Source organism: Arthrobacter sp. ASL1 (assembly GCF_056680475.1).
The window spans coordinates 595,114-619,319 of record NZ_CM155284.1 but is presented as its reverse complement, the minus strand read 5'-3'; the positions used below and the strand labels follow the sequence as shown (position 1 = coordinate 619,319).

At 57.5% G+C, this 24,206-nt stretch carries 11 protein-coding genes and 8 pseudogenes; 6 read left to right on the top strand and 13 right to left on the bottom strand.

Annotation, left to right across the window (positions count from 1 at the left end; all coding sequences use genetic code 11):
• Window positions 1–24: 24 nt before the first annotated feature.
• Window positions 25–1,224 carry an IS110 family RNA-guided transposase gene (locus AC1MEQ_RS02845; protein ID WP_479792894.1) on the bottom strand — a complete coding sequence of 400 codons (1,200 nt, stop codon included), beginning with the start codon at window positions 1,222–1,224 and terminating at the stop codon, window positions 25–27.
• Window positions 1,225–1,771: 547 nt separating this feature from the next.
• Here AC1MEQ_RS02845 and AC1MEQ_RS02840 point away from each other — a divergent pair.
• Window positions 1,772–2,059: pseudogene (locus tag AC1MEQ_RS02840) on the top strand (ATP-binding protein).
• A 118-nt stretch (window positions 2,060–2,177) separates the two neighbouring features.
• On the opposite strand, the pseudogene AC1MEQ_RS02835 reads toward AC1MEQ_RS02840, so the two are convergent.
• The 6 genes and pseudogenes from AC1MEQ_RS02835 to thiL form a co-directional block, all read right to left on the bottom strand.
• Window positions 2,178–2,360 (bottom strand): annotated as a pseudogene (locus AC1MEQ_RS02835) (IS5/IS1182 family transposase); the annotation flags it as partial.
• Between the two features lie 725 nt (window positions 2,361–3,085).
• The gene (locus AC1MEQ_RS02830; protein WP_479793760.1) at window positions 3,086–4,630 is read right to left on the bottom strand and encodes a heparinase II/III domain-containing protein; all 1,545 of its coding nucleotides are present in this window, start codon (window positions 4,628–4,630) and stop codon (window positions 3,086–3,088) included.
• Window positions 4,631–4,653: 23 nt separating this feature from the next.
• On the bottom strand, window positions 4,654–4,788 hold the full coding sequence (locus AC1MEQ_RS02825) for a hypothetical protein (RefSeq protein ID WP_479796189.1): 135 nt from the start codon (window positions 4,786–4,788) through the stop codon (window positions 4,654–4,656).
• Between the two features lie 136 nt (window positions 4,789–4,924).
• On the bottom strand, window positions 4,925–5,362 hold the full coding sequence (locus tag AC1MEQ_RS02820) for a hypothetical protein (RefSeq protein ID WP_479793759.1): 438 nt from the start codon (window positions 5,360–5,362) through the stop codon (window positions 4,925–4,927).
• 35 nt (window positions 5,363–5,397) lie between these two features.
• Window positions 5,398–6,658 (bottom strand): annotated as a pseudogene (locus AC1MEQ_RS02815) (IS30 family transposase).
• An 893-nt stretch (window positions 6,659–7,551) separates the two neighbouring features.
• Window positions 7,552–8,541, bottom strand: a complete 990-nt coding sequence (thiL, locus tag AC1MEQ_RS02810) for a thiamine-phosphate kinase (protein WP_479793757.1) — start codon at window positions 8,539–8,541, stop codon at window positions 7,552–7,554.
• Between the two features lie 1,939 nt (window positions 8,542–10,480).
• Between thiL and AC1MEQ_RS02805 the strand changes: the two genes are divergently transcribed.
• Genes AC1MEQ_RS02805 through AC1MEQ_RS02795 form a run of 3 tightly spaced genes read left to right on the top strand, consistent with a single transcriptional unit; the run spans window position 10,481 to window position 15,548 of the window.
• Complete coding sequence (locus AC1MEQ_RS02805; RefSeq protein WP_479793755.1) at window positions 10,481–12,781, top strand: CgeB family protein; 2,301 nt, start codon at window positions 10,481–10,483, stop codon at window positions 12,779–12,781.
• Window positions 12,782–12,834: 53 nt separating this feature from the next.
• Entirely contained in the window at window positions 12,835–14,778 is a 1,944-nt protein-coding gene (locus AC1MEQ_RS02800; protein WP_479793753.1) for a glycosyltransferase, read from the top strand.
• Window positions 14,779–14,792: 14 nt separating this feature from the next.
• Entirely contained in the window at window positions 14,793–15,548 is a 756-nt protein-coding gene (locus tag AC1MEQ_RS02795) for a DUF6270 domain-containing protein (protein WP_479793751.1), read from the top strand.
• 1,010 nt (window positions 15,549–16,558) lie between these two features.
• Here AC1MEQ_RS02795 and AC1MEQ_RS02790 read toward each other — a convergent pair.
• Window positions 16,559–16,747, bottom strand: a pseudogene (locus AC1MEQ_RS02790) (IS481-like element ISAar27 family transposase); the annotation flags it as partial.
• A gap of 163 nt (window positions 16,748–16,910) precedes the next feature.
• On the opposite strand from AC1MEQ_RS02790, the pseudogene istA reads away from it, so the two are divergent.
• Together istA and AC1MEQ_RS02780 are read left to right on the top strand one after the other, a co-directional pair.
• Window positions 16,911–18,473: pseudogene (gene istA / locus AC1MEQ_RS02785) on the top strand (IS21 family transposase).
• Window positions 18,470–19,216: an ATP-binding protein gene (locus AC1MEQ_RS02780; RefSeq protein WP_479793749.1), complete on the top strand. Its 747-nt coding sequence runs from the start codon at window positions 18,470–18,472 to the stop codon at window positions 19,214–19,216. Before istA ends, AC1MEQ_RS02780 begins: the two are co-directional and overlap by 4 nt.
• Before the next feature lie 137 nt (window positions 19,217–19,353).
• On the opposite strand, the pseudogene AC1MEQ_RS02775 reads toward AC1MEQ_RS02780, so the two are convergent.
• The 5 genes and pseudogenes from AC1MEQ_RS02775 to AC1MEQ_RS02755 form a co-directional block, all read right to left on the bottom strand.
• Window positions 19,354–19,827 (bottom strand): annotated as a pseudogene (locus AC1MEQ_RS02775) (transposase family protein); the annotation flags it as partial.
• Between the two features lie 184 nt (window positions 19,828–20,011).
• Window positions 20,012–20,325: pseudogene (locus AC1MEQ_RS02770) on the bottom strand (hypothetical protein); the annotation flags it as partial.
• Between the two features lie 71 nt (window positions 20,326–20,396).
• Window positions 20,397–21,437: pseudogene (locus AC1MEQ_RS02765) on the bottom strand (integrase core domain-containing protein); the annotation flags it as partial.
• A 362-nt stretch (window positions 21,438–21,799) separates the two neighbouring features.
• Entirely contained in the window at window positions 21,800–22,978 is a 1,179-nt protein-coding gene (locus tag AC1MEQ_RS02760; protein WP_479793747.1) for a polysaccharide pyruvyl transferase family protein, read from the bottom strand.
• 27 nt (window positions 22,979–23,005) lie between these two features.
• A complete protein-coding gene (locus tag AC1MEQ_RS02755; protein WP_479793745.1) occupies window positions 23,006–24,139 on the bottom strand; it encodes a polysaccharide pyruvyl transferase family protein in 1,134 nt (377 codons plus the stop codon).
• Between the last annotated feature and the right edge of the window lie 67 nt (window positions 24,140–24,206).

The following is a 24,206-nucleotide window of genomic DNA, read 5'->3' as shown; positions in this document are numbered from 1 at the left end:
GGGGGGGTGTCCCTATGTTTTTCGTCAAGCGGCTACGGGGGTCTTTTCCTCGTAAAGGGTGCCGTTCTTGATCATTGAGTAGAGCACGTCGCAGCGTCGTCTTGCCAGACACATGATGGCCGCGTTGTGCTTCTTCCCCTCGGCGCGTTTGCGCTGGTAGTAGGCAATGGAGATCGGATCGTGGCAGCTGGCCACCCAGGCCGAGCGGAACAAGGCATTCTTCAACGCCTTGTTCCCCGACCTGGACGGGTGCTCACCATGGATCGAAGTGCCCGAATACCGCGATGTCGGAGCGATTCCGGCGTATGCGGCCAGGTGTGCGGCGTCCTTGAACCCGGTGCCGTCTCCGATGGCCAGGAGCACTGTTGCCGCGGTCTTGATGCCGACTCCTGGCATGGAGATCAAGACCTTGGAAAGAGGGAAGTCATCAACCAGCTTCTCGACCTCGGTGGCCAGGATCGCCCGCTGGGCCTTGAGTTCCTTGATCTGGGCCGCCACCCGGGGCACGACGATTTCCACCGCCGCGGTGCCGGCGACGGTCACCGACTGCTCGGCCAGGGCGGTGAAGATCTCCTCGATGAGTCCGGTGGGGTCCTTACGGGAATGGTTACGGGCAAACCGCAGCACGTTGCCCTTGCCGGCGGCCCGCAGCCCGGTGGGGCCGCCGTAGTGGATGAAGAGCTCCAGTACGAGGGGGCGGGTGATCCTCGTTTCCGGGAAGACCCTCTCCAGCGCGGGGAAGATCTGCAGCAGCAGGCCGCGCAGCCGGTTGATGGCACGGGTGCATTCGTGGGTCAGGTCGGCATCGAAGCCGGCGAGGACCTTCAGCGCGGAGAGGACCTCGCTGTCGCGGTCCACCTGGCGCAGGGTATGGGGCATCGAACGGGCCGTGTTCGCGATGATGAATGCATCACGGGAATCAGTTTTGGACTTACCCGGATAGAGGTCAGCGGCCTTGCGCATCGCGAGTCCGGGTAGGTAGGCGACTTCGCAGCCGGCATCGCGGGCTACCGCGATGGGCAGGGCCCCGATGGTGTTGGGCTGGTCCACGATGACCAGTACTCGTCCGTGGGCCTGGAGCCCGTTGAAGACCTCTCGTAGTTTCGCCTCGTCCTGTGGCAGCGGATGGTCGAAGAGTCGACCGCCGTCCCGGTCCAGGGCCGTTGCGTGGTGGCCTGACTTGCCGACGTCGAGTCCGCAGAACACGGCGATGTGGTTGTTCATGGTGGCGCTCCTTTGCACCGTGCGGTTGGCCGCCTGTCACGACACCCGATGCCACACCCACGTTACGAAGAGACCACGGATTCTGACTTCCGGGCCATGTCCCTATCAGCGGTCAACGCGTGTCTCCAGGCCCGGCGACAACACCCCCCGGATCATGAGTGACACGGCAGGACAGTCATACCGAGCCTGGCGACCAAACCCCGTTTATCGGGGTCCTATAAATGTAACGGGGGGGGTCAGCTCACGACGTTCGATGCTTCGACTTCGACGTCGGCCTTGGCGTCGCATGTTCGGGGCATCGATTTAAACCAGCTCGGTAGCGGATACGATCGGCAGAAACCCACCAAGGCGCTACCCGATACGCGCACTCCTGCTACCGCTTCATTGCACGGGCGCTATCCGAATCTCCTTCTTAACAGCCGAGCACGCCTCAAGGCAGGAATCGCGTCGGCAACTCCTGTTGCGCGCGGCCCGGCTGCCGGCGCTGAAGACCTTGGAGGGGTATGACTGGTCCGCCGTGCGGTTCTTCACCACCTCGGCGCTGGTCATGCAACTGCGCCGGGCCAGAGACGCGCAGCGCATCTACCGGGAGCTGGCGGCCCTGGCCAGGAACCGGGTTCTCATCATTGATAAGCTGGGATATTTGCCGATTGATACCGAAGGGGCGCGGCTGCTGTTTCAAGTCAACTCCTAAGCCTATGAAAAGCAGAGCCTGAGCCTGACAACGAATTTGGAATTTTCCCGCTGGGGAACCGTGTTCGGCGATGACAACATGGCTGCCGCCGTGAGCGGATCTGATCGTCCACCACGGCCGACTCCGGCAGTTCCGCGGTGAATCCTACCGGGTCAAGAATGCCCTCATGAAATAGCCAAACGCTCAATTGGCAGGAATCCGCGCTCAGGTGGCCGGATTCTTAGCGCTGAAATGGCCGACTTCAAGTTGACGAAACACATTCTGCGACGATGTGGGCCTTGTATCCGTCCTTCAGTGCGGAGCGGGACTTGTGGGCGTGGCGGACCTCGGGGTCCACGACGGAGATGATCCGGTCCTTGGCCACGCGGCGGGCGATGCGCCACCTCCCATCGGTGTCGTCGGAGCCTTCGGCCGGTTCCACGTCCTGCCCGGCGACCAGGCCAGCAGCGCGTACGATTGGCTCGCCACCGGTCTCAGATTCTCGGGCTCCAGGGCGGCCAGCAGCGCCAAGGTCGTTGACCAGCACCGAGACTAGCTCCCGCTTTGTCTGAGCATCGCCGTGGACAACCGGCAGGTCTATTACCAGGGCTACCACGGGTCGTTGCCAACGACGTTATCCGGACGCCGGTTCCACAGAACGATCACGGAGAATGAATTCCTGCTCTCAGACCCCGACACCAGTGAAATCGTGTTCTCGTTCCCGTTGCCCATGATCGCTTTGCAAGTGCGCGCTACGTTCCCTCCTACGCGATCCACGGCGTGCAGCTGTCCCATCCCGCGAAGCAGTTGGCGCGAAACAAACCGCCTACAGTAAACAAATCGCCGAACGCCGAGCAGGTGCCCGAGGTGGTCAACAACGGCCAGGTTAAAAACCATATCGTAGGGCGTGCTGGTAGCTGAGCACGAAGCCACGAGATTCACCCTCCACGAAGTGACGAGGTTCCACACCGGATGCATTCACATGCGCTACCGAATACTCCGTCTGAACCTGGTTTGCTGATCAGAAAGGGCGGTTTCGATACCGACGCACAACGAATAACCGTAAGTGGTGTGGGCTCCTCCACCGAGGACATTCAGTCCGTCCATTGGTCAATCTGGTGGCGTCTTGGCAGAAAGAGTGAGAAAGTGATGAATGCCAAAGGTTTTGATGACGATGTACAGCCACAGTCAACTTGTCTTCGGTTGATCTTCGGCGCCGACTTCGATATCTAATTTAATTGGCCGTCCACCTGAAGGCACTTTGATTTCGACCATCCAGCAGGCGTCCCTTTGCCGCAGATTCCACGAGATTAGGCCGCGCGTGATTCCGTAGCGAGTATCGGGTCGAGCCTCCAATAACACCCACGTGGAGCCATCGGTTCCTTCTAAGGTGCCATTTTGGCATGATAGTTCCATACTCTCGGGCAGCAGAAAGCGAGCAACTGCGGAAGTACCATCGGGTGACCAGCATCGGTCAGTAACGGATATCGAAGTTGGTGTTTTGACCAGCACCTCTCTTCTGGCTCGGTGGCCCTCTAGCGTGTACTCGCAGGCTACGGAATCAGTTGCCCCCGAATTAATGACGTCCATACTTGCGTAAACGCGTCGGGGCGCGCCGCCAGTATTAAAGAATGCCAATGGTTTGCTGTCGAATTTTTGAAAGAATAAGCCGGAATGACCGCGCTGCGTACGAATCGCAGCTGCGACGGGGTTGCTGGAGTCATAGTTATGGACGCCAGCATCAAGAATCACGATTTTGCCTTTGTGTGACAAAAGTAAAGACGTGTCGTCCATCTGCTTATGGATTGGGGAGCGTGCACCGCAGATGATTGACAGATAGGATTCGTTATTACTGTGGACGTAGATGCCGTTGGCCGTGCTCACTAGCTTTCCGGGTAGCGGCGTAAGGTCTGGTTCTATTCCAAGGCCACCATCTCCAAGCGGGGGGACCTGTCCACTAGGAAGAAGCAATCTTCTGTATGCCGTAGAGGCGCAGGCATGCAGGGCTGCAAAACGCGTTGATGCTTCCGACAGCGAGGGCGCCATATTCGATAGTTCGGTGAAGTCGCGTAAGAGGCGTACACAAAGCCTCTGATATGTCGGTGTATTCTCGTAACTCAGACCATCCTCATCAAACATGGCTTCACACTGTTCCACTCCAATAGCCGCGTCGGCTTGAGTGTCCTCGGCATCTACAAGGTCTGGGAAAACGACGGCTGCCTGCAACAGCGCTAGAGAGAGCATCATCCCGTGGTTATTGTTGAGCCGAATCCCCGGTCGGCGCGAAATTTGCAGCAAAACAGGCACGACCTCCTTAATAATGACTTCCGTGCGGTCGCGCTCCGGGCTGCAGGCTTTGGCACGCGCGTATAGCTCGCAACACACGCGCACTTGAATGGCCAGCGCATGGTCGAGGGATTGTATTTTGATGGCACTGAAGTCAACCGCACCTTCTCGGGTAAAGACGACGAATTCAGCGAGTACTTTTTCGACGATGTCCCAACCGTCCTCTAGCTCGAGTAAAGCCGGGAGGTATGCAAGCGACCTATACCAAAGACGTGAAGAAACTTTGTCTTGGCTAAAATCACGATTCCAATCAAGTGGAAAAAAATCGGCATCAATCTTAAAAGTTGCTCCGTTTGGCAGTGACACGTTGGTCCCGCTCGATGATGCCTGAGCGCGGCAGCGAAGTGTGCTTGCATCCGCCCAGCGAGATATAGTTTTCAAATCCATGTATTAAGTCTATCTCGCATTTTCTAGGGCACGCTGTTCGGCGAAGGCTTGGGACGCCGGGACCGCGGCTCCAAGGCCGCCGCCTGGCCCTCGGTGCGTGCCCTGGGCCTGATCGCGTAGAACGTCTGGCGGGTGACGTCGTTCTGGGTCGGATTCATCTGCCATTGTCGGCCGACCGCCTCGGGGGCCGCCAAACCCGTTACCACTGTCGGGAAGTATCACCACCAAAACACCCGGTAGTTTCACCAATTTCTTGAGGTAGAACTGTCACCGATGTCCTGCAAGATAACAGTTTTAGACCACCGGGGCGTGCCCGTGACAGGAGATGATCCCCAGCAGCGCGTTCAGGCCGCCGACCCCTGAGTAGCCGAATCCCGCGCCCTGCTTCTGCGAGCCGTGGACCTCGACGATGGCGTCGTCGATGTCGATGAACACGAAGTCCCCGGCCTCCAGGGCGCCCAGCGGCGAGACGTTGCAGCCCAGATTCACCACGAAGGCGGTGGCGGCGCTCAGCAGCTGCTTGACGTGGCCGAACGTGAACGTATGCACGTCGTTGGCGCCCTTGTAAGTTGGCAGCTTCACCGCCTCGTCAACCATTTCGATCGGGCCCGCTTCGCCGGCCAGGGCCATCACCGGGACAAGCCCCGAAGCGCCAACCAGATTGGCCTCGTTGAAGGAAACTGACAGGGACGGAAGTGTGGGGGAAGTCTGCATCTGCGAGGTGCCCTTCACGGGCAGATTCTAGGGTTCGTTGCAAACGCCCGAGGTCAGCCGGCTATCAGAAAGCCACGAACGCACTCGGGTGGAGTTCGCCAGCGGAGGGCCTCGCGTGGTCTGCTGTTGAGTTGTTGCGCGACGTGCTCGAGGTCCTCGGGACCGTAGGCACTCAAGTCGGTGCCTTAGGGGAAGTATTGGCGCAGCAGCCCGTTGGTGTTCTCGTGCGAGCCGCGTTGCCAGGGGCTGGCCGGGTCGCAAAAGTAGACGTCCATTTCCGTGGCGATGCCGAAGGCCTTATGCAGGGACATCTCCGCGCCTTGGTCCCAAGTCAACGAACCCCGCAGGTGCTCCGGCAGGGTGGACATCGCCTTGATGAGTCCATCGCGCACCGAGGGGGCGGTATGGTCCACGGGCAGGTGCACGAGCATCACGTAGCGCGTACTGCGCTCGACCAGGGTGGCGATCGCTGACTGGTTCTGTGCCCCGGGTCGCCTTCCCAATGGCCCGGTACGGCGCGGGCCTCGACGTCCGCGGGGCGCTCCGAAATATTGATCATGGCATCACGGAACCTGGACGTACGTTCTTCCGGGTTCCTATGCTTCTTGCGACGCGTACGACCAGTCCGCAATGCAGCATTCACCTCGCGCTTCAGGCCGTCGCGGGCCTGGAGATAGCGGGCCTGGTAAATCGTTTCGTGGCTCGCGCGCATCCGGAGGTCGTCGGGGTGTTCGAGCGGCAACAAGTTGGAAATCTGTTCCGGGGACCAGCGCTTGAGCAGCTTGCCCTTGACGTAGTCACGCAGTTACCCGCGGGCCAGCATACTGTCTTTGGGGCGTGCCCGGCGGGCGGTGGCCTTGCGGTGGGCGCCGTAGGGCCGGTAGCCCCGCACCGGATGGCGGTTGTGCGGTTGATCTCCGGGGTGACCTAGGACGGAGACTGGCCCAGGGCCCTGGCAATGGCCCGAGCGGAGGAGCCATGGGAGAGCAGGTCCGCGATTAGCTCCCGGTCTGGCAGCGCAAGGTAGCGATCGCTGAGACCCTGTTCCAAGGATGCCTGGGAAATCGGCACCACCACCGGTGCGGATGCCAGGGCCTCCTCGGCGATCCGCAATGCGGGTGCCGAATCCGTTTCCAAGGTCGGAGGTTCCGCGTAAGTAGTAGTCACCTCCCGTTTATATGCCAGTTCAGGTGCCTCTGGGCGGACCGCACGGCCGTTGACCTGGACCAGGCCGTTGTCCCATAGGTAGGCGCTCTTGCGGCGGGCACCGGCCGCGGCTTCGCTGCGGCCGACACCTGCCGAGCGAAGGCGCAGGCAATCCTCGCGTTTGCGAACTCCCGGGTTAACGCTGGCGATGCCGGCCGAGCGGCTCCAGCTGTAGGCCGTGCTGCCTTCCAGACCGAGCTCCCTGGCCGCCACGCTGACGCTGCCAACGCGTTCCAAGAATGTGAAGAGCTCGTCCTTGCGGGACTGGTCGGTGGGCGGCCGCGACCCTTTCCTCACGCGGGGCTTAGGTGTCACGGCCCCGGTCTTGTGAGCCCACAGGAATCCGGCTTGGATGTTGATGCCCAATTTTCTGGAGGCCACGCTGACGCTGCCGACCCTGTCCAATATGGCGAAGTACGCCTCCTTCGCGGCTTGCTTGTGCTCCGGCCGCGCATTTGCCCCAGTTACCGTGCCCCATGCACGGCAGGTGCTGGGATTGAAGCCCAGCTCCAGGGCAGCTGCCTCGACGTTGCCAGGCGCTCCAGCGCCCGGTAGTATTCTGCCTTCTCGCCCGGTGTGTAGGTCCTGTATGGGCGCTTTGGAGGATCCCAGAAGGTTGGACGGAGAGCTTCTTTGATGGCTGGTCTCCCGCCAGAGACGAATTACTTCTTGTTGATGACGCCATTGGTGTTGCAACTCCCGCATTTCAAGGGGCATTGCAACCACCGCTAGAACTCGCCGACGTCGGGCATCTCCTCTTTGATTACTCGCTGCCTCAACGAAGGTCATCGGTGGATCGAGGTTAGATCAGCAGCGTCCTTAGTACGACGACGATGCCACGTCGCAGTCATCTCTGACGTCTTGCGCCACCTATTGAACCGTTACTTTTGAGGCCTCGTGAAAAGCCGTCTACACATGTCCAATACCGCGCTCTCCCCCAATTATCAAACAACGCGTCAAACTTGAGAGGAGATTAGCCGACAAAGTGAAGAATGAGAACTTCATCCCCCGAAATGATCGAAGCCGTCTGTGTCGAACCCGTCGGCAGGAGACAGAAGGGGCCGGGAATCCAGCAGCACGGAGTAGCGGTCAGAGCGGGCTGCTGCCGCCATCCCTGCTGTTTCTACGGCAATACCCACAACATGGAATCCGGGCGGCAGTGGGACGTCCGCAGGGAAGTACGCCAACAGTCCGTGGTCCTCTCCTCCGCTCAGCATCCAAGCCAGCGGGTCGACTCCCATGCTCTCGGCAGTACCTGTGAGGTCGACTCCCCGCGCGGACATATCGCGGCACAGCCGACGGAGGGCGTCGGACGACAAATCGAGAAGGACACCGCTAGCGCTCGAAATGCGGCCGCCGTCACGGACTAGACCGTCCGAGATGTCCACCATGGCCGTTGCACCGGTTGCAGAAGCGGCGGGCCCTGCCCACAGTGGCGGGCGCGGGCGGCATTGCAGCGCGACGAGGTTCCGTGCACCCTCGTCAAAGGCGGAGTACGGCCGGTCAGTTTCCAACAGGGAAAGCCCTGCCGCGGCGGCGCCTACGATGCCGCACACTGCCGCGATATCTCCCGGTCTGGCGCCGCTGCGCAGCACGGGCCGCGCTTCCAATGATCCCGTGAACGCTGCGGTAATCGACAGCTCCCCGCCGGAACTCAGGTCGCCTCCGGCCAACGCGCAGCGGTTCGCCCCCAGTTCGTGGACGGCAGCGGAGAATCCATCGGCGATTCCCTCAACCCAGGTCACCGGTGTGTTCGGTGGTAGCGTGAGGCTGATAACCGCGGCTGTCGCGTCGGCGCCCATGGCGTTAACGTCGGACAGGTTCTGGGCTGCGGATTTCCACCCCACGTCGTATCCGGTGCTCCGATACCCGCTTGGCCAGAGGAGCCTGAAGTCGTGATTCTGGACGAGCGTGTCCACAGTGAAAACGAATCGGCCCCCCGGCGCAGCGATCAGGGCGGCGTCGTCTCCTGGGCCGAGCAACGCATCCATACCGTGTAGGCGAGGCAGGATGCGATCTAGGAGCCCGGACTCCCCAACTCCAGCGACGGTGAGTTGCGCGTCATGTGTTAGTCGCTTAGCCACGAGCGCTCCGGACGTCCATGGCAAACAGATTTGAGCGGGTGACTTCCGCGGCCATTGCCTCGGCGAGCCCGGCTGTCGGCGCTGGGAGTATTTTACGAGCCATGTGAGCGCGGCATGTTGCTCTGGTCCAAGCTAGCAGTCTCCTCGCCACGACCACACCGAATCCTGACAGTCCGTCCTTGACGGAGTAGGCACCTGGTACCTTGCGTTGCAAATAGCTCATGATCGGGAGGACACTTAACCACCCTGGTCCGTGGGCGCTACGCCCAAAGCGCCCTCTTGCACGACGTCGACCACCGGCTATCATCGGAATTCACGACCTACTCCGAGGTCGGTTCGTGCGAACGCCAGGCTGCCAGGGTACCAGTGCTGGCACCCTTTGAGGGGGGACTGATCGGTGAGGTCGGCTCTAGCGGCCGCAGGGGAAGGCCGAGACACACTGTTGGCTGTCGAGCCTGCGTTGCGGCTCCCGACATTTAGCCGGCCCCATGGACGCGAACGAAGCTCGCCCATCCAGCCGAGCGGCCACCATTCACTGCTGGCGCTCGTTTTGAACTGGTAGGACTCGCGAATGGCTTGCGCCACCGGATTTAGACCCGATTCGGGTGCGGACTGCACCGTCGCCCGGCGTTGGTCAACAACGATGAGTGACTTGAGTCCGCCTTCCAAGACAGCACCGGCGTATCGGCTTGAAGTCGTCGTATAGTCGACTTCCGTGATTGTCAAGGCCTCTACCCCCGGCGAGGCGTCGCTGTGCAACCGATCGACATAAGACACGAGGTTCCTGACGAGGACGGCAATCGATTCGTACAGTTCCCTCATTCGACCGCCCATGATGGATAACACGTCCAGAAGCGACCGGCTGCGCCGCACAGCTGAAATAAGGATGGCGCACGGTGATTGGAGTGCCGTTTTCCGGCCGTCCGTAGGGATCCGCTCGATCTGATATTGCAACAGGGGGAGGCGGAAGTAGGTGGTCACCGGTCGGCTGAAATCGTGTGGGACGGCTGCATCGGCGTGCTTATGGGGACCGACGGCCCTGACCAGGGCACCAGCTTGACAGGGGAGCCGCGCCCCTGTTTTACGGTAAATTGCCGTCGTTAAATCTGAATCTCGATGATTGAGTAAAGTGCAGTCGTCAGCATATGGGGCCCCCCAGCGCAGCAAAACTGAGCGCGTGGCACGTCCCCGGAAGCGCGCATCCACCGTCTCTGGAAGTTTCAGCGGCTGCCGCACTAAGACAGTGTCGCATCCCCGCATCAACGCGGCTGCGGCCAGTGCCGAGGTCGCTATATGAGCCGTGTCGTTCGTAGTCACGTGTCTATCATGCCAAACAAAGCAACGTAAGAACTTCACTGGGCACGATCGCCGAATTTTCCCGTCTACTGCAAGAGGACTATTGACGAAACGCACGCTCGCAGATTTGGGATTTCCCGGATGCAAGCCGTTTACGATTGTGACGACCCAACCCAAACGGAAGCTCCATGCTGGAATGCATTTTTCATCACACGGTTGCACTATCAAGGACCAGCAATGCCGAAATTTGCCATCTTAAATTCCCTCAACCATTCCGGTTCATTCGTGCATACCGGGCTACCTGATTCCAAGTCCCTTGCCGCTCGAGCTGGAGCGCTGCACGCAAAACTTTCAGAACGTCGAGACTCGAAGGCGCCGAACGTCGGGTCGCTAGCGGCTACTGGCAGGGGATCGAGTTTTAGGGCATAAGTAGGGCAGAAGATAGTAGGAAGCAAGATCTTGATCCGTGACCGTCTGGGGTCACTGGAAGAGACCGCCGGCGGCTCGAGAGAGTGTCTACACAAACCGCTAAAACCTGAACGAAATCTTCGTGGGATACGAATGCGATAGGCTGAATTTAGGCCTGTCCTCGACCCAGTCACAACAACAAATTCCAATTGAAAAACGGGTAAAGTGTCAGGCCGACGAAAGCTCCTTAGCAAAACATGCGGAAACCGAAAAAAAGATGTTCAGGTCTCCTGCACTTGCTACCGCGCAGCAATCATTTCAACGGCCATTGGACACCAACCTCGCGGGAAGAACATTTCGGAGAACCATGATTACCCATAAACCTCTTCGCGGACTTGAAATTCAAGAATTCAATTTCGAGTACTCGGTTCCCCCGGATACATCAGATCTCCTCGTGGCATTTACTGCCCGGTATTCTGGCGAATTCAGGGCACGCGGAGCTCTAGTCTCATACGAGATATTAGACTGCGACGGCAATACTTCTCTGCCGGCTGGATATTATGAACAGAGCCCCCGAGCCGGCACCTACTTTTACATGAACATCCAAGAAACTACTGAACGATTCATGCAGCCCACTGTCGAGACGATTTCCCTGCCCCCGGGAGCATCCAAAATAGTCTTTACTGCTCAGCAGTGGCGTAGTCGCATGACAACATCACTTCACGATTTTTGGTTGGTCCCTCTAAGCCGGGCCGGGCTCAGTCCCGACCAAATTCAAGCTCTTCCTGAGTTCGTGACCCGAAAAGTGGAACCCCAATTCAAGAAACCGTGGGCACGCCGGTTTAGTGACCAAGCGCCAAGAGAACCCGGCAACAGCTTATCCACAGCAAATTGGTCAATTGAAAAAGAGATCTCCGCCGCGCCCAGAGGTCTGGCCCCAGTTCGCTTGTCTTATCAAGAATCGACTCCAAAGCCAGCCCATAGAGTGAAAGTTGCACTGATATGTGACGAATTCACATACAACAGCTTCTCCCCTGAATTTGAGTCCATTAGCTTGGAGCCAGGATCGTGGCAAGACCAGATAAGGGAGTTTGGGCCTGACATTTTCATATGTGAATCAGCGTGGTCGGGAGTAAATTCGCAGACGCGTCCCTGGCGCGGTCAAATCTACGGGTCGTTGAAATTTCCGAGTGAAAACAGAACTACACTTTTCGAGATTCTGAAATTCTGCAAAGCGTCCGGGGTGCCCACCGTATTTTGGAATAAGGAAGATCCAACGCACTTTGGTGATCGTGTGAACGATTTCGTATCTACCGCCGCCAGGTTCGACTACGTACTGACCACGGCGGCCGAAGTCGTGGAAGACTACCGGCGATTCATCCCTAAAGAACGCGTAGGTGTTCTTCAGTTCGCAGCGCAGCCGCGTGACTTTAATCCACTACCTCGAAGCAATCGTGCCTTCTCAGCCGTATTCGCGGGAGCTTGGTATGAGGTACATCCTAAGCGTAGCGAAACTATGCGCGAGGGTTTCCGATACGCTCTCGAGTCGGGCTTGGACTTAGCCATCTACGACCGGAATTTTGCCTCAAGCGCACAGTCGGCGAAATATCCGGAAGAATACCGAGACTATCTTCGCCCAGCAGTTTCGCATAGGGCGACGGCGGGGTTATACCGCGAGCATTTGGTTGGATTGAATTTCAACACCGTGACAGAATCCGAGACGATGTTCGCACGGCGGGTATTCGAACTCTCTGCTGCCGGCTCACTCGTGGTATCGAATCACTCCCGCGGTATCGAGAAGATCTACGGCGATAACATGGTGTATTTCGATCGTTCAGTCGACAAATTAAGCGACTACGATTCGGATGACATTACGCAGATGCGGCTAAACGCACTACGAACTACCCTTTCGAGCCACACCTACCGCCATCGGTTTGAAGAAATCCTACGGTTCGTAGGCATCCCTTTCACGTCATCTCGTCCGAATCCAACCATGATGGTGAAGGTTTCCTCCAGCACTGAAGCTGAACGGACGATCGCGCAATTTCACCATCGCTCAAATACCTTTTCGAAACTTCTACTTGTTGTGGACGATGAAGTCCCAACTTCACACGTGGGAGGATACATGACGCGTTTTGGCTCGCCAATGGTTTCGGTGGTTTCGCTTTCGTTGATAAGAAAAGAACGAGTTCCTGTTAGCAACTTCCTATCAACTCCAGACGTAATTTGGGTGGACGCGGCCATTCCGCCGACTCGTCAGGAAGTCGAGACCTTGATGTTGCATGGCGAGTACACGCATCTACCGATTAAACTGACGGACTCTAAGTCGCCTGGGTGGGGAGCCGATATTCTGAAACCCGGTATGCGTTTAGCGGCGCCAGACGTGACGGGCGCTCTCTCGAAGAATGATGGCCATCTACCCACAGTGGAGGTTCCCCGATGAACGCAATAGCTGAGGGGCAATCCGCCCCCGTGTTGGTTAGCATTGTTGTCCCGATGTATAACTCCGTCGACAAGATGGGGCTCTGTCTTGATTCATTGGCTGCGCTTGAATGCCATCCAGCTTTCCAAAACCACGATGATGCCATCGAAGTCTTGATGGTCGACGACTATTCAACTGACGGCACGTACGAGGCACTGCAAACCGAGTGCGGGAGGCGACAGAATTGGCACCTGCTCCGCACCGATGAAAATACAGGGTCTCCGTCGACCCCCAGAAATCTCGGCATGGAGGCTGCTACAGGGCAATACGTATTTTTTCTAGATGGCGACGATGAAATAGACGCAGATGGCCTCAACATGGCCCTCAAATTGGCACAAGAATGTGGTCATCAAGTCATCCGGGGCCCTGTCCAGATTTACTATCGCGGGGATAGGCGAGTCTTGGTTGACAGAATTCAACCCCCTAAAAATGCTAGCGCTTCGCAAATGATGGTCAGCATCGCCGAAGGACAGAGCCTGAACTGCTCTGCCCTTTGGAACCGCTCGTTGTTAATTTCGAACGACCTCCGATTCGACTCGAACACCCGAATGGGCGAAGATATAGTTTTTACAGCTGCCGCAATGGCAATGGCCGAATCAATCGGTTATGTAGATACGCCGCTTTTCCACTACGTACGCCAGCCCGGCGGCGGTGGTTCCTCGATGCACTATTTCTCTGGCCGCGAGCTTCGCGAGCTCGTCACTTCATGGCAAGCGGTCGAAAATTATTTCGCAAGTCAGGATCTAAGCTATCTTAAGCTTCACGGAGACAGAACGATTAACTATGCGCTTCGCTTAATCGTCAGGTATTACGACCGAAACAACATTTCCGATCAGGATCTCGAGATCTTCGTCGAATTCTTCAAGCGGAACTCGGAGACACTTTCGACCATCACATTTGTCGACCCACATGTTCAAATGCTTGTATCCACTCTAACTACGATGGATCCATCTGCCTTTTGGGAGTCAGTCAAGCCACGACTCCTCATCGCCGGGCACGACTTGAAATTCATCAAGCCTGCAATCCCGCTTCTTCGGAAGCGGTACCAGATCAGAATTGATGAATGGCCCTCAGAAATCGTTCATGATGCTCGGCAAAGCGCGCACATGTTGGCATGGGCAGACTTCATCTGGGTTGAATGGCTCACTGCGGCATCTGTTTGGTATGCGGATCGGGTAAAGAGGACCCAGAATCTAGTAGTAAGAATGCACCGATATGAATTGGGGCGAAGTTATGGCGATCAGATTCGGCAAGCCGGCGTTTCGGCTTTTATCGCAATTGCACCACATTGTCTTGAGGACCTGATCGAGCGGTTTGACTTCGATAGAGGAAAGATTCATTTTATTCCGAACTTCTATTTCACTGACTCTTACGTTAAAGCTGATCCCACAAACGAAGATCGTTTGTACCGCCTAGCTATGATCGGAGCCGTTCCTCAGCGTAAGGGATACTTACGAGGGCTGGTCTTACTTTCTAAATTGCGGGCTGTAGATCCTCGCTACACGTTATCCATTCTCGGGAAACAACCACAGGATTTCCCTTGGGTCGCCAATGACCCGTTGGAGCAAGCATATTTCGCTGCATGCGACGACTTCATACATACACATAATCTAGAAAATAATGTTGACCAGCTGGGATGGTCCGATACGTACTCATCCGTGCAAGAGTTCGGCTTCGTCCTTTCCATGAGCGAACACGAAGGCTCTCACGTCGGGCCCGGTGAGGCTTTCTGTGCCGGGAATCAGGGCGTATTCCTACCCTGGCGTGGAGTTGAATACGTTTACCCAGAATGGGCTGTCGTTCAAGATGTGGACGACATGAGGGATTACATTCTTGATATGCGAGACTTAACGGCATTCAACGAGACCGCCGCCCGCGGCCAGCTTTATATGCGAGACACCTATGACGCCGATCTATTTGTAGACCGAGTCGACAGCTTATTTCGTGGTTTGGGGTGACCCATAGGACTCCGATGATCACTTCAGGAGACGAGGAATCCGAATTGATGAAAGTTTTTGTATACGGTTCATGCGTGTCTCGGGACTTGGCGGCGCTCTATCCATCCCGACTGGAGTGCAGTGAATATATAGCTCGTCAAAGTTGGATTAGCGCAACCTCTCAACCACGGGCACCGCTAGAGTCGAGCGAATTGAAATCACCTTTCCAGCAACGAATGCTAGACGGAGACTTGTCTTCGACGGCACTTCCCTCGTTGACAACGGCGCTTCCTGAGGCGGATTTCGTTCTACTCGACATAATTGATGACAGATTTGGCGTTTATCCTCTCGGGGAGGGGTACGTGACTCCCTCAGCGGAGTTCGGTGCTTCGGGAATCCGGGCGCAATTACCCCTGGGGACTCACATCCCGTTCGGTACCGACGAGCACTTCGCTCTGTGGGCGGAAAGTGCACAGCAGATTCGAAGTCTTGTCGGTGGTTGTAACTGGAAAGTATTCTTGCTTGGTGCGCTGTTTACTGAAAACTCAGTTGACGGCGCAGAAGTACCACCCGCTTTGGAGAAGCCAGCGCCAACCTGGAATAAACTCTACGAACGTTACTATGCGCATGCACGAACCTTGGGCTTTCAAGTTCTGATGCTCCCTTCGGCTTTTTCCGTCACCACGCCTCATCACAAATGGGGAAGCGCGCCTTTCCACTATATTGAGGCCTCCTATGGATGGTGGTTTGATCTCATCTCGGAATCGCTCACCCTCCACAGCGAGGGCTGAGAACACCGTGAACAAAGGTTGACTCCACCAGAGCGGGTGTCGGCTTCCACAGTGAGGTTGTTTTTGGCTATCCGAAGCTCCGTCTTGACACGCTTTGTGGCGAGTACGGGTTGATGGTACGGATGGTCCGGCGACTTGGTGTGTAACCTCGTCACTTCGTGGACACTGAATCTCAGCACTTCGTGGACAGTGGATCTCATGGCTTCGTCTACAGCTACCAGCGTGGCGAGTACGGGTTTCGGGTACCGCTGGTCCGGGTAGGTGGTACTGCTCATTTCGGCTAGGCGGTACTGCGCGGGCTTGATCCGTGGTCCTCTGACGGAGAGGGCGGCGCATCGGGTGCTGCCCCTTCGACGGAGGGGTCTTTGATGGCCGACTACAGTGCGATCCTGACTTTGGTGCTCGAGCGCCGAAGCTATAGCGAGATTGTCGAGATCGTGGGTTGCTCGCGCCGGGAGGTTTCCCGGGTGAGCCGCACCGCCAAGGCCCACGGGATCACCGCGGCGCAGGTGGCGTCGTTGACCCGGGACGAGTTGGCGGACTTGTTCCCCGATGGCAGGAAGAACGTCTCCGCCGGTTTCCTACAACCGGAGTTCGCCTCAATCGTGAAGTCGATGAAGGCCAACCGCCACTACACCCTCCAGCAGGGCTGGCACCGGTACGTCCAGGCGCCGTCGGCGCAGGGGAAGAAGTACGGGTATACCCAGTTCTGCCAGCTGTTCAACGACTACGCCGCGGTCAACGACGTCGTCGCTACGCTGCATCATGAACCGGGACGGGCGATGCTGGTGGACTGGGCCGGGGACACGCTGGCGATCAGCGACGAGGTCACCGGGGAGGTCACCAAGGCGTACGTCTTCGTCGCGGTGCTGCCGTATTCGGGGATGGTGTTCTGCCGGGCCTTCACCGACATGAAGCAAGGTGCGTGGAACAGCGCCCATGTCCAGGCCTTCGAGGCCTTTGGCGGGACCACCCAGATCATCGTTCCCGATTATGTTCCGCGGAACATAATCCGGAAGGACCTCTTGCGGGGCTCCGTGGGCGTCGATGGCCGTGGCAAGGACACGTTGGGCATCGGTGCTGTTCTCCTCCCGCTGGTAGGCCCAGGTCCCCACGTCGTAGCGGGTGGCATCGTCAAGTAGCTGGTAGACCGTCACCGTGGTGCCGTCGGCCAGCCGGAACTCGAAGGCGTCGAGTTGCTGAATATTGGACTCTTTGAGAGCCACCAATATTGCGGTTCAGAGCCAGCCGCCAGAAACAGCGTCATTGCCTTTCAGAGCAACCAATATTCTCCTTCAGAGCCACCCTGCATAGACTCCCCCCACCATGCATTAGCCAGTGTGGTGGAAGGAGCCATTTTCAATGGTACGAAAGATCAAAGCGAAGCGGATACTCCAGCTTCGAGCCGAGGGTTTCTCAGGACGTTCCATCGCGTCCACCCAAGGCATTTCCCGCAACAGCGTTGCCGAAGTCCTCAACGCCGCCGGCGCAGCATCACGTGGTTGGGACGAACTCAAAGTCCTGAACGAAGACGAGGTCTACCAGCTACTGTTCCCCGGACGCAGCGAGCACGAAAGCGTGTTCACGCAACCAGACTGGTCCGCCCTTCATAAGGAACTGGCCAAAGTCGGCACCAACTTGAAGCTCTTGCACGCCGAATACTGCGATCAGGCCAAGGCCACCGGGGCAGCGTTCATGGGCTACGACCGATTCTGCAAGTCCTACCAGCGCTACGTCCTGGAACACGGAGCCACCTCAAGGGTGGAGCACAAAGCCGGCGTCAGCGTCGAAGTGGACTGGTCGGGCCCAACCATGGCCCTGCACGACCCAGTCACAGGCAACCGGTCCACCGTTTATCTGTTCGTGGCTTGCCTGCCATTTAGCCGATACGCGTTCGTGGAGCCCTGCCTTGATATGAAGCAGGAATCTTGGATGCTGTGCCACGCATCCATGTTCAACGCCTTCGGCGGCAGCGCACCGCGGATCGTGTGTGACAATCTCAAGACCGGGGTGATCAAACACCCCGTTGAAGGCGAAATCCTCCTCAACGATGCCTACCGCCACCTCGGCGAACACTATAGTGCAGCCATCCTGCCTGGCAGAGTTCGCCGGCCCAAGGATAAGAGCAGTGTCGAGAATACCGTGGGGCATGTTGCCACGTGGGTGATTGCTTCACTACGCCATGAGCAATTCACCAGCCTTGATGCCCTGCGGGTAGCGGTCTATCGCCAGTTGGCAGCCTATAACGCCCAACCTTTCCAGAAACGAGCGGGCTCCCGTCAGAGCATTTTCCGCGAGGAAGAACAACCACTACTGCGCCCCCTGCCGGTGGTCCCGTAGGAGATCAGCGCCTGGGTCCATGGCCGCAAGGTAGCGAAAAGCAGCTACGTGACGTGGAAGAAGAACTTCTACTCCGTCCCGCTGAAACACGTCGGCGCCACGGTGGACTTGCGGATCACGGCCAAAACGTTGGAAGTCTATCTTCAGTCCCAACGTCTCAGCAGCCACCTGCTGTTCGATGCCACCACGGTAAACCAATACCGGACCAATGATGCCGACATCCCGCCCGAACGTAAGTACCGCGCCTGGGACGCCCAACGGATTCGAGGGTGGGCCTATCGCCTGGGTCCCAACGCGGTGGAAGTGATCGATAAGATCTTCGCTTCCGTGCCGGTTACCGAGCAAGGAATCAACCCGGCCTTGGCGGTGCTGCGTTTGTCCTCGAAATACGGTGCGCCCCGGCTGGAAAATGCCTGCTTCGTCGCATTGCAGTCCAGAATCCGCTCCCCAAGGTATGCGCACTTGCACCCGATCTTGCAGAACCGGCAGGACGAGCACTGCAAAGAAGCCACCCTCCCGCCAGCGGCGGAAAACAACACCGGATACGTGCGTGGAAGCGACTATTACTCAAGGGAGACCCGATGAACCTGAACACGGAAACCAAACGCAAACTACGCGAAATGGCAGCAGGTGACCTACTCGTGGCGTTCGAAGCCCAAGACGATGTTGTGAGCATGTCATTGAGCATTGAGGAACGTATCGCGCTGGCCGTGGATCAAGCTCACGGTTTGTTCCTGAACACGAAGGCCAACGGTCTGATTCGCCGGGCCAAGTTACGTTATCCGAATGCTGACCTGAGGACCGTAGATCGAGTTGAGGAACGCGGGCTGAATCAGCCCCTGCTGGCTCAGCTGGCGACCTGCCATTTCATAGAGTTGAACAGGAACCTGGTCTTCCAAGGCTTCACAGGGTCGGGCAAGTCGTACCTGGCCTACGCGGTGGCGAAGCAGGCTTGTGTTCATCGGTACCGTACCGGATACGTACGGATCCCGGATCTCGAAGAAGAGTGGCAGCAGGCAATTGATAAGCCGTTGGGCCAGCATAAGCTGTTGCGCAAGTATGCCAACTACAGTGCTTTGGTGCTGGATGAGTGGCTTTTGGACCCACCGGGCGGCGGGTTTCTGAAGTTCGTCTTCGAGCTCATGGAGCGACGCTATGATGCTGCGTCAACCATCTTCTGCACGCAATACAAGCAGTCGGACTGGCATGCCCGGCTGGGTGCAGGCGCACTGGCTGACGCGATCATGGACCGCATCGTGCACAACACGATCTGGGTGGAGACCGGTGGGTTCAACATGCGTGAGGCGTACTCGGGCACCGGGCACTAGGAACGGGTCGCCGCAACGGTGAGATTCATTGTTCAGAGCCACCAGCCGCCAAGGCGGATGGTGGCTCTGAACAAGAATATTAGGTGGCTCTGAACCACCATATCGGGTGGCTCTGAAGCGGAATACTGGTGGCTCTAAAACCTCCGAATATTCAGTTGCCACAGTGCCATCGCGGTGGCCCGCACGAAGGGGATGTAGGAGGATTTCGGGCGTTTACGTGGTGCCCGTTCGACCTGCCCAACGGCGGCCAGTAGCCTGCCGATCGTGGCCACGGAGGGGGCCTTCTCCCCGGGGTAGGAGTCCTGGATATTTGCCTCGTAGTAGATCGTGTGCGGGCCGTAGTCCCACCCGTCTTCCTTGAGCTGATTGCGGATCCAGACCAGCTCGTTGACGACTTCCGGCCCGTAGCGGCGTGCGGGCTGTTTCGGCGCCCGGGAGCGGGGATGCAGGGTGGCTGTTGATTCGGTACTCGCGCGGTTGCGGATCTTGTAGAACACGCTGCGGGAGATTTTCAGTGATTTGCAGAACTCGCTCACTGTCAGGGCGTGGGGTTGTGTCGGGTCGTAGTTGATGATCGCAGCCCGGGTGCTGGGCGAAAGTACATTGGTCATGGCATCGACTTTTCCAGCCTGCTACGCAAGGGCAAATGTCCACGATGTCGTGAGACATCCTGTCCACGATGTCATGAGATCGTGTGTCCACGATGCTTTGAGACAGGACAGACGAAGCTATGAGATCCACTGTCCACGAAGTGAAGAGATCCGGTGTCCACGAAGTGACGAGGTTACACACCACCTACCCGGACCAGCGGTACCCGAAACCCGTGCTTGCCACGCTTTGCGTCCACTTCGGTTCGGGGCCCGGATCCTTGCGCCGAACACCTGCCACAGCGGCACCAGCCGGGCGCTTGGGGCCAGCCTGACCGGCAACGGGAACTGCAGGCTCTGCTCGCCGTCTGCGGAGCTGTATAGGGTGTAGGAGTCTTTCGCCAGGACCAGCTGGTGCTCGCCGACGGGGTGGGTGCGGACCTTGAAGACCCGACCGTGGTGATAGATCTGGGGATTGGTCTGCCGGATCTGGATCACGTCGTCGCGTTGATCCTGCAGCAGGCCCGGTTGTGCTTCGGGCTGGACGGTTTCGACGGGCAAGAGGTTCTCCAGCAGGTCCGGGACGGCGTCGGCAGGTGCCTGGTCGGCCCTTCTTGGCCAGGGCCCTGTCGCGGTAGTCGAGGGCCTTGGCCTCGAGCCTGGCGATATCGATGGGGATCCCGTCGGGGCCCTGGTGGTCTCCTGCCTCCCATGCCTGGGCTGGGGTCAGATGCGTGTGCCCGACCTTTAGCGCCTGGTGCCGGCGACGGTGGTTGTAGTGATCGCGGTACTTCACCAGCAGGGCGGCCAGCGCCTGCAGCGTCTTGGGTGCGTGGGCGTCGAGGAACCGGGTCAACGTGCTGTGGCTGCGCTCGTTCTTCTCCTGGGTCTGGGGATGGCTGAACCGGCCGGTGGTGCCTTCGCACCCCACGCTGGCCAGGAACGTTTCGGTCTGCCCGATGAATCCCTGGCGGGTTAAAGGCGCCGCCGTTGTCACTGAGCAGCTGGGAAGGAACCCCGTATTCCTCGAAGGCGCTGGTGAGCGTGGTGATGGCATCCGCTGCGTTTTCCAACCGGGCGAAGCAGCGGGTGCCGACATCGAACCGGGTGCCGTCGTCGATGAGCTGGTAGACCATGACCTTGGTGGTGTCCTCGTCGAAGAGGCGGTATTCCAGCCCGTCGAGTTGCGAAAGTTGCATTGGATTCGACCGGGCGAACCGCAGCCAGGCCTTGCGCGGTCTCTTCCGGGGCTTGGTTCTGGTGACGCCGGCCGCCGACAGGATCCGGCCGATGGTGGCCACCGAGGGCAACTCGTCGCCGAATTCCCCGGTGTCCAGGGCCTCGAACCAGATGGACTGCGGCCCGTTGTCTCACCCGGATTTCGCGATCCGGCGGCGGATGGGCAGGACCTTCGCCTTGGCTTCGTCGTAGACCAAATTGGTGATCTCCGGAGACCGGGAGTGGGGGTTGAACGCCTTGTTTCCTTCGGCGACGTAGCGCTCCTTGCCCTTGTAGTAGGAGGGCCTGCTGATCCCCAGTTGCTTGCAGATCGGCGAGATACTGACGGAGTCGGGCACGCCCGGATCGAACTCAATGATCTGACGCCGTACCGACGCCAATAACGAATTTGACACGTCCAATTATCCGCACGTTGAGCCGTCGTCGACCTGACCTGCCACGGCCCTTGCTATCTGTCAGGAAAGCCGTGAGAGATCATGTAAGCGATGTTCGGAGTCAGGGTGTAAACCAAGTTCTGAGAGATGACATACCATCTACCCGGGCCAGCGGTACCCGAAACCCGTGCTTGCCAGGGATCAAGCAATCGCCGGGCAACTAGGTCCAGAAGACCGAGAGTGCGAAGTTCTGGGCCGCCGTCTTCGCCGAGCAGAAGTATTGTCTTCCGGCCTTGTCGGTGATCTCCCCTTTTATCCCTCGACTTCTAGAAATCCACGACGTGACTAGAATGCCGATCCGTCCTTCCGTTGCCGACTAATTCTCAAAACTCGAGGCGGACCTTCGGCAGTCCCGTCTGGTCCAGAAATGCATTGAATCGTTCAAACAACGGCCTAATATTGTCAAAAGTCTCTTCGTACTCAGCCTTCGCTTCCAACTCAGCGGTCGTCGATTCAGTGGCTTCAGTAAGTGAAACGCTCGGCAGATGTAGAGTGTTAATAAGTTCCGCTGTTCTCGAATCATGAGAAATCCAAAGCGCTGGCCGGCCTGCAAGCAACGTGGCCATGTTGCCGTGAAACCTGGTCCCGTAAGTGAATCGGATGTGTTCCCGATTAAAATCTTCCCAAGGACCCAACGAATTAAAACGCCGATATCGGCGCGCAAAAAAACCGATAAGCTGTGCCCTCGAAATTCGAGCATCAATGCCGGAGACGAAAGAACTTAAAACTTCAGGGACGTCAGTAAGTTCCGGATTCAACAACGAGTCGATTGCGAATTGATGAAGAACTTGGCTGTGAACTTCGAGCCAGAACGTTTCCTCACGGATAGTTCTTTCCATCAATAGCCGTTCGGCTGGCTTAGCAAAATTGGTCGCGCTAGTAGATACGGCGCCACGACGAGAGCCACCAAGAAACCGTCTTAAATCGGCAAACGCAGTCGGGTGCTGGTAAAAGGATGGACAGCCAGTCACATAGGTATTATGCACACCTGCATAATCCCGGAAGATGCTCGCAGTGAACTCTCCTCGGACAGAGATCAAATCACATTTTTCACCTAGGAATTTCATAAAATCGACGGCTTCAAGAGGTAACCGATTTCGTGTCGGATTCCATCGCCGTGGAGCTTGCACCCCTAGTCCAAGAACGACGAGCGGCACCTCCAGGCGTTCTAAACCCTTTAGCAACTTCGTGTATGAATTCCGGCGCGCGTCCGTTTCGCCGTCGAACAATAAAAAATTGGTCGCCGAAAATACATAATGGGAAGCAAACTCGTTCGCATATGTAATTGTCTCAGCGAACGACTTCCTGCCTCTTCTTCTGAATTCCCTGGCATCCAGTACTTCCCCGGCACCGAGATCCCACATAGAAAATGGAGCCTCAGCATGGACCACATTACCCGAATTGTCATACGAGCTTTCTAAAAGATCGAAACCAGAAGCACTCTGAAATCGTCCTGCGCCGTATTCGCCTATGCGACGGGCGACGCCATCCACCATAATCATCGAACTTTAACTCAACTTCCTAACGATTCAGAACGTCAACTTGACTTCAGGGAGATCGTAGATCGCTAAATACTCATTGAAGTTGGCAAAGAGGTCACCCAACCCATCAAACATTTCCTCAAAGTCAACCGATGCTTCCAAATCCGCAGTCGTACGCTCGCTTGCTTCGGTCACGCTGATGTTAGGGAGGTGAAGGGTTTGCGTAAGTTCAGCCGTTCGCGAATCATGCGTCAACCACAATCCAGGACGGCCGGCGAGCAAGGCTGCCATATTCCCGTGGAACCGTGTGCCATAGCTCAGCCGAACTTGCTCACGATTAAACTGATACCACGGTCGGACGTCTCTGAACAGACGGTAGCGACGCGCGAAATAGTCAACGAGTTCAGCCCTTTGCAACATCGGTCGCGGACCCTCCAGGAAGATCCGCAGGGGAAGGGGGATTTCCGCAAGCTGAGGGTTTCCTAGTGCGTCCAGCGCAAACTGATGCATCCCCTCGTCATGCACTTCAAGCCAGAAGCTCTCCTCCTGAATCGCTCGAAGCAAGAGGGTTCTTTCCGCCGGCTTCCTAAAGTGCGTAGCGTTGAAAGCGATGCCACCCTGACGCTTTCCCTTGAGGTATGTGCGCAACTCCTCGAAGGCGGCGGGCCGCTGGAAGAACGACGGGCAACCTGTAACCATCGTATTAGTTACTCCTGCAAACTCTCTAAATACGCGAGCTGTAAATTCCCCGCGAACACTTATCGTGTCACACTTGTCGCCCAGAAATTTCATGAAATCAATAGCTTCGGACGGGAGGTCTTCCAGCCTTGGTTCTCCTGAATTTGGGGCCTGAGCGCCCAGACCAAAGATTACTAAGGGAACCTCGCAGGCTTCCAAGCTCTTCATCAAGGAGCGATAAGCCTGCTTCTTTCGTTCGGTATGGTTTTCGAACTGGATGAAGTTCGCGCACGAGAAAATGTAATGAGAGCACTGTTGATTTATAAACTGCATCGCTGTGGGCGCGCTAAAGTGGTCCCTCCAGCCCGAACGACGTACATCGACAGCACCTCTAAACATTTCGAACGGCGCCCGCCCATGGATCATATTTCCAGCATTCTCATCGCTGAACGGAAAGTCATCTTCCATCGATTGCGCGATACCGCCGACTGCAATTGGCTTCATACTCTGCTCCCGAATAATTGAGTCAAGCTCCACACCTTGGATCGATCCCGACTTCGGGCGTCGATAG